Annotated in this window: 1 protein-coding gene; it reads left to right on the forward strand. The window is 64.3% G+C overall.

The genetic code is table 11. The features are described from left to right. Positions 1 to 2,074, forward strand: a 2,074-nt coding sequence (locus tag A5745_RS21845; protein ID WP_139329732.1) for a condensation domain-containing protein, incomplete at both ends; no start/stop codon positions are given.

Consider the following 2,074-nt stretch of genomic DNA (forward strand, 5'->3'; position numbering starts at 1 on the left):
CACGTCCACCGAGTGCAGGCAATCGCTCGCATCCACCGAGCCCACGCCGGGCACCTCCACCACCAGCGCCTACCGCGCCCCCACCACCCCCACCGAACAAATCCTGGCCGCCATCTACGCCCACACACTCGGACACGACCACGTCAGCATCGACGACTCCTTCTTCGACCTCGGCGGAGACTCACTCTCCGCCATGCGCCTCATCGCGGCCATCAACACCACACTCGACACTGACCTCACCGTCCGCACGATCTTCGACACACCCACGGTCGCTCAGTTGGCGCCGCGCATCGGTGCGGGCGTCAGTCGGCTGCCGCGGTTGACGCCGGTTGAGCGGCCCGCGGTGGTTCCGTTGTCGTATGCGCAGAACCGGTTGTGGTTTATCGACCAGTTGCAGGGGCCCTCGCCGGTCTACAACGTCGCAGCTGCGCTGCGGTTAAGTGGGCCGCTCGATGTTGATGCATTGGGTGCGGCGCTGACCGATGTGGTGGGCCGTCATGAAAGCCTGCGCACTGTGTTCCCCACGGTCGAGGGAACACCCCGACAGGTGGTTATCCCTGTCGAGCAGGCAGATTTTGGGTGGGACGTTGTTGATGCCAGCAGCTGGTCACCAGCCCGGCTGGGTGAGGTCATCGACGCCGCGGCACGCCATACCTTTGATCTGGCCACCGAGATCCCAATGCGGGCAAGGCTTTTCCGCATCGCCGACGACGATCACATGCTGGTGATCGTGATGCACCATATCGCCGCGGACGGCTGGTCACTGAGGCCGCTGACCGCTGATTTGAGTGTGGCCTATACCAGCCGGTGCGCCGGTCGGGCGCCGGGTTGGACGCCGTTGGCGGTGCAGTATGCCGATTACACGCTGTGGCAACAGGAGTGGCTGGGGGAGGAGTCTGATCCGCGCAGTGCCGTTGCTCTGGAGTTGAAGTTTTGGGAGCAGGCGCTGGCCGGGATGCCTGAGCGTTTGGAGTTGCCTGTTGATCGGCCTTATCCATTGGTGGCTGATCAGCGTGGGGCCAGTGTGGCCGTCGAGTGGTCGGCGGGATTGCAGCGCCAGGTTGCTCGGCTGGCCCGTGAGCATAACGCGACGAGTTTCATGGTGGTGCAGGCCGGGTTGGCGGTGTTGTTGTCGAAGATCGGCGCCAGTTCTGATGTGGCCGTGGGCTTCGCGGTGGCCGGTCGGGGTGATCCGGCGCTCGATGAGTTGGTGGGCTTTTTTGTCAACACCTTGGTGCTGCGGGTGGATGTGGGCGGTGATCCCACCTTCGCTGAACTGTTGGCGCAGGTTCGGGCACGCAGTTTGGAGGCGTTCGAACATCAGCACGTGCCGTTTGAGGTGTTGGTGGAGCGGCTCAATCCGGCTCGGTCGCTGCGCCATCACCCACTGATTCAGGTGTCGTTGGCCTGGCAGAATTTCGCCGGTCATGAGGATCCGGCGGCGGGTTTGGTGCTAGACGGTGTTGAGGTCAGCCCGATTCCGTTGGATACCCATAGCGCGCGTATGGATCTGGCGTTTTCGTTGGGGGAGCGTTTCACCGAGGCTGGTGAGCCCGCCGGAATCGGTGGGGCGGTGGAATTTCGCACCGACGTATTCGACCCGGAAAGCATCCAGGTGCTCATCGAGCGGTTGGAGCGGGTGTTGATGGCGATGACCGCCGATGCGGGGCGGCGCGTGTCGTCGGTGGATGTGCTCGACCAGTCCGAACATGCCCGCTTCGATGAGATCGGTCACCGGGCGGTGCTCAGCGCGGATGCCACAGCGCCGGTGTCGGTTCCGGAGTTGTTCGCCGCGCAGGTGGCCGCCACTCCGGAGGCGGTGGCGCTCAGTTGTGGTGAGCAGTCCTGGACTTACCGCCAACTCGATGAGGCGGCTAATCGGTTGGCGCATTTGTTGGTTGGCCGGGGCGTGGGTGCTGGGTGTGTGGTGGGGGTGTTGCTGGCGCGCTCTCCACACGCGATCGCCGCGATCACCGCGGTGCTCAAAACCGGGGCGGCGTATCTGCCCATCGACCCTGAACATCCGCGGGAGCGTATCGAGTTCATGCTCACCGATGCCGCGCCGGTGGCGGTT

Origin of the sequence: Mycobacterium sp. IS-2888, assembly GCF_001954215.1 — a bacterium.
Lineage (GTDB): Bacteria > Actinomycetota > Actinomycetes > Mycobacteriales > Mycobacteriaceae > Mycobacterium.